Origin of the sequence: Clostridium sp. (assembly GCF_021443865.1) — a bacterium.
Taxonomy (GTDB): domain Bacteria; phylum Bacillota; class Clostridia; order Clostridiales; family Clostridiaceae; genus Clostridium.
The window spans coordinates 1-5,442 of the sequence record NZ_JABUTB010000113.1 but is presented as its reverse complement, the minus strand read 5'-3'; the positions used below and the strand labels follow the sequence as shown (position 1 = coordinate 5,442).

Sequence of the window (5,442 nt, the reverse complement as noted above, 5' to 3'; positions counted from 1 at the left end):
GCAGAAAAATATAATATTCCAATAGCAATACACTTAGATCATTTTGAAGTAGTAGAAGAAATAAAACATTTTATTAATTTAGGATTTAAATCAGTTATGATAGATGCTTCCCATGAAGAATTTGAAAATAATATAGAAATAGTTAAAGAAGTAGTAGAATATGCACATAAGTATGATGTAACTGTTGAAGCAGAGCTTGGTAGATTAGGTGGACAAGAAGATGACTTAATTGTAGATGAAAAAGATAGTAAATATACTAATCCAAAGCAAGCAAAAGAATATGTAGAAAAAACAGGAATAGATTCTTTAGCAGTAGCGGTTGGAACAGCTCATGGATTATATAAGGGAGAAGCTAAAATAGATTTTGATAGATTAAAAGAAATAAGGGATATGATAGATATACCATTGGTATTACATGGAGGATCAGATATACCTGATGAATTAATTAAAAGAGTAATATCTCTAGGAATATGCAAAGTAAACGTAGCAACAGATTTGAAAATTCCTTTTTCAGATGCAGTAAAGAAATATTTTATAGAAAACCCAGATGCTAATGATCCAAGAAAATATATGACACCAGGAAAAAAAGCTATGAAAAAGGTAGTTGAACATAAGATTATGCTTTGTGGAAGCAATGGAAAAGCATAAGGAAAAGGGTGAGTTATAGATGATATATACATTAACAACTAATCCAGCAATTGATATGAATTATACTGCTGAAAGTTATGAACCATTTAAAGTTAATAGAACAACTAACATAGAGTACTCTCCTAATGGGAAAGGAATAAATGTATCTCTTGTTTTAAATCATTATGGAATAGAAAGTAAGGCAGTAGGCATATTTGGAGGATTTACAGGTAAATACATTGTAGATGAACTTCAAAAAATGGACATAGATGTACAAGCTTTTTGGATTGATGAGGCAACTAGGATAAATGTATTTATAGATACGAAGGATAAAAAAGAATTTAAATATGTAAATAAAGGTCCCTATGTACCAGTAGAACTTCAAAAAAAATTATTAAATTACATAGCGAAGTCTGAGGACTGTAGTTATTTAATTGTAAGTGGAAGTTTACCTAAAAGTATAGATGAAGAGTATTATGAGGAATTACTACAAATATGTAATAAAAGAAATATAAAAATAATTTTAGATATAAGTTCTAGAAAATTAAAAGATTTATTAAAATATGAACCGTTATTAATTAAGCCAAATGATGAAGAAGTTAAAGAAATATTTGGACTAGACCTTAATAGCGAAATAGATGCTATAAATATATTAAAATACTTAAAAAAAGAAGGTGCTCAAAATATTCTTTTAACCTTAGGTAATAAAGGAATGTATTTTTATAATGGAGAAAAGGCATATTACTGCACAGCGCCTCATATAAATCTTGTAAGTTCTGCATGTGCAGGAGATTCTGCATTGGCAGCATTTTTAAGTGATTGGTTAAGAGGGAATAGTATCGAATGGTCTTTAAAGAAAGCATCAGCAACAGGTGGAAATGTAGCTGAATCAAGAGGAATAGGTACTTTAAATAAGGTTAATAAATATATCGAAAAATTAGAAGTTAGGGAGGTAATGTAAATGAAAAAAATTATTGCTGTTACAGGGTGTCCTACAGGTATTGCACATACCTTTATGGCAGAAGAATCTTTGAAAAAAGCAGCCAATGAAATGGGTGTAGAAATCAAAGTGGAAACTAATGGTGCTGTTGGGGTAGAGAATGAACTAACAGAAAAGGACATTAAAGAGGCTGATGGAGTTATAATAGCATCAGATAAAGATGCTAGGACAGACAGATTTGTTGGAAAAGCAATTATTGAAACGTCTGTACAGGATGGAATACGTAAGCCAAAGGAACTTATTCAAGCAATACTAGATGGAAAGGCTCCAATAAAAAAATCATTAACTACTAATACAAAAACTGAAGTAAATAATGAAATAAAAGGAAAAGAATCCTTTGGTAGAAGTATATATAAACATTTAATGAATGGTGTTTCTCATATGTTGCCATTTGTAGTTGCAGGTGGAGTTTTAATAGCAGTATCATTTTTATGGGGAATTTATTCTGCTGATCCTTCATCGGAACAATATAATAAGATTGCAGCTATGCTTAAGAGTATAGGTGGTATATCATTTTCAATGATAGTGCCAGTATTCACTGCTTTTATAGCATCATCAATTTCAGGCAGACCTGGAATGATTGCAGGATTTGTTGGAGGGCTAATAGCTGATGCAACAGGGGCTGGATTTATAGGAGGGATATTAGCTGGATTTTTTGCAGGATATTTAATGTTATGGTTAATTAAATTATTAAAAGGATTACCAAGACAGTTTGAAGGTTTAAAATCAATATTTTTATTGCCTATACTAGGAATACTTATAACAGGTGTATTAATGACATTATTAGGAGACCCAGTGGCATATATAAATAATTCAGTTATGGATTGGCTTGCATCCCTAGAAAAAGCAAACCCAGTACTTCTAGGCTTAGTAATAGGATGTATGGCAGCATTTGATTTTGGAGGTCCTGTTAATAAAGCTGCATATATTACTGGAACAATGTTGTTATCACAAGGAAACTATTATTTTATGGCGGGAGTTTCTGCAGCATGTATTACACCTCCTTTAGTAATAGCTCTTGCAACAACAATATTTAATAAGCAATTTAATGAGGAAGATAAAGCTGCAGGATTAGTTAATTATATATTAGGATTTACACATATAACAGAAGGAGCAATACCTTTTGCAGCTAAAGATCCACTAAGAGTAATTCCTATATTAATGTTTGGTTCATCTATTTCTGCTATATTGACTTATTTAATGAAGGTACAAGTTCCTGCTCCACATGGAGGATTCTTAATACTTCCAATTGTTGAGAAACCATTTGTTTGGGTAGGATGTATATTAATCGGATCATTAGTTGGTGCTATTATATATGGATTATATAAGACAAACTTAAACAAAAAGGTAGCTTAATAAAATACAATCTAAAGGAGAGACTATGGAATTAAAAGATTTAATTAAAGAAAGTACAATAAAATTAGAGCTTAATTCTAGTGATAAGAATTCAGTTTTAGATGAAATGATTAACTTACTAATAGATGATAAAGTCGTAACTGATAAGAAAAAATTCAAAGAAGACATCTTAGCAAGAGAATCATTAAATAATACAGGAATTGGTTTTGGGATTGCCATACCTCACGCCAAATCAAAGACAGTGAAAGAAGCTAGAATAGCTATAGGAATTGCTAAAAATGGAATAGATTACGGATCAATAGACGGACAAGATATAAATATGATATTTATGATTGCTGTAAACGATAAGCAAAATGATTTGCATTTAAGAGCTTTAGCTGAACTAGCAAGAAAGCTAATGCATGAAGAATTTAGAGAAAGTATTTTAAATGCTAAATCTGAGAAAGAAATTATAGATATTTTGTAAAGAAAAATACAAATAAAATAACTAAGTTGTAAAGCAATAAATTATGCTGTTACTATATTTATTAAAGACTGCTGATAATTTGTCAGCAGTCTTTAATTTTAAATAATATAATAATTTACATAAATATTTTTATTATATTCATTTAAACTATGCTAATATATAAATATAAAATGTAAAGGATGTAAGATTAATATGAATAAACCATGTATATTTTGTAATTATAACGAAAAAGAGAAAGTAGCAGAAAATCATTTAGCATTTGCAATTTATGATAACTTTCCAGTAAATGAAGGTCATGTATTAATAATACCTAAAAGACATTTTAGTAGTTTTTTAGAAGCTACAGAAGAAGAAGTTTTAGCTATTTATGATTTAATACATAAAGTAAAAGGAATACTAGATAATAAATATAACCCAACTGGTTATAATATAGGAATTAATATTGGTGAAGATGCTGGTCAAACAATTATGCATTTACATGTACATATAATTCCTAGATATAAAGGAGATATAGATAATCCAAGAGGTGGAATTAGAAAGTTTAAAAAGGAGCTTGTACCTTATAATGGGTAATATTTACTTGGGGTGATAATTTGAATAAGCTTTATAAAAATATAGATACTAGTTTAAATATAAATGAAAAAGAAATAATTTATAATGGTACAAATTCTATAACAGGAGATAAAGACCATTTATATAATCACTTAAAATCCAGCTTTAAGGAAGCATATTCAATAGATATTATTGTGTCTTTTCTTATGGAATCAGGTGTTAAGCTTATACTTAATGATTTAAAGGAAGCAATAGATAGAGGCGTAATGGTTAGAATTCTTACAGGTAATTATCTTGGAATAACTCAGCCTTGGGCATTAAGACTTATAAAATCAGAGCTTAAGGATAAGGTTGATTTAAGATTTTACAATGTTAAAAATAAATCCTTTCATCCTAAAGCCTATATGTTCCATAGTAAAAATAATAGTGAAATATATGTAGGATCATCAAATATTTCTCGTGGTGCATTAACAGACTCCATTGAGTGGAATTATAGATTATTAAAAAGTACTAATAAAGAAGATTATGAAAAGTTTTATAATACATTTGAGGATTTATTTAATAACCATTCTATAATTATAGATGATAATGTATTAGAGGAATATTCAAAGTCATGGAAAAAGCCTAATGTGTATAAGGATATAGAAAAGGGAGAAGATGAAAACAAAGTAATTAAATTATTTGAACCTAAAGGACCACAAATAGAAGCTCTATATAATTTAGAACAAAGCAGAGAAGAAGGACTTGATAAGGCATTAGTAGTTGCAGCAACTGGGATAGGCAAAACTTACTTAGCAGCCTTTGACTCAAAAAAATATAATAGAGTTTTATTTATAGCTCATAGAGAAGAAATAATTAAACAAGCAGCTCAAAGCTTTAAAAATGTAAGACCAAATGAGAGCGTTGGGTTCTTTTATGGAGCAAATAAGGAAAATAGTAAAAATCTAATATTTGCTTTAGTTCAAACCTTAGGTAAGGATGAATATTTAAATGAAGAGTACTTTTCTAAAGATTACTTTGATTACATAATTGTAGATGAGTTCCATCATGCAGTTTCAAATAATTATAAAAAGATAATTGAATACTTTAAGCCTAAGTTTTTACTAGGTCTTACTGCAACTCCAGAAAGATTAGATGCTCAAGATGTATTTGCTATCTGTGATTATAATTTAGTTTATGAAGTAAGATTAAAGGAAGCCATTAATAAAGGCTGGCTATGTCCCTTTAGATATTATGGGATATATGATGATACAGTTCAATATGAAGATATAGATTTTAAAAATGGAAAATATGATGATAAAAAACTAGAAGAAGCATTAATGCTAAATGCTAGAGGAAATCTTATATTAAATCATTATAAAAAATACAAATCCACTAGAGCTATGGGCTTTTGTTCATCTAAAAAGCATGCAGAATTTATGGCTGAATACTTTGTAAATAA

At 28.9% G+C, this 5,442-nt stretch carries 6 protein-coding genes; all 6 read left to right on the top strand.

Features of this window, described 5'->3' with window-relative positions:
• Positions 1–648: tagatose-bisphosphate aldolase subunit GatY (gene gatY / locus HUJ77_RS14130; RefSeq protein ID WP_291709685.1), on the top strand; the 648-nt coding region annotated here is incomplete at its 5' end.
• 19 nt (positions 649–667) lie between these two features.
• Positions 668–1,588 carry a 1-phosphofructokinase gene (gene pfkB, locus HUJ77_RS14125; protein WP_291709684.1) on the top strand — a complete coding sequence of 307 codons (921 nt, stop codon included), beginning with the start codon at positions 668–670 and terminating at the stop codon, positions 1,586–1,588.
• A complete protein-coding gene (locus HUJ77_RS14120) occupies positions 1,589–2,983 on the top strand; it encodes a PTS fructose transporter subunit IIBC (RefSeq protein ID WP_291709683.1) in 1,395 nt (464 codons plus the stop codon).
• A gap of 25 nt (positions 2,984–3,008) precedes the next feature.
• Positions 3,009–3,449 (top strand): fructose PTS transporter subunit IIA, encoded by a 441-nt coding sequence (locus HUJ77_RS14115; protein ID WP_291709682.1) that lies wholly within the window; start codon positions 3,009–3,011, stop codon positions 3,447–3,449.
• Between the two features lie 192 nt (positions 3,450–3,641).
• Positions 3,642–4,022 (top strand): HIT family protein, encoded by a 381-nt coding sequence (locus HUJ77_RS14110; protein WP_291709680.1) that lies wholly within the window; start codon positions 3,642–3,644, stop codon positions 4,020–4,022.
• Positions 4,023–4,042: 20 nt separating this feature from the next.
• Positions 4,043–5,442, top strand: a 1,400-nt coding sequence (locus tag HUJ77_RS14105; protein WP_291709678.1) for a DEAD/DEAH box helicase family protein, incomplete at its 3' end; no start/stop codon positions are given.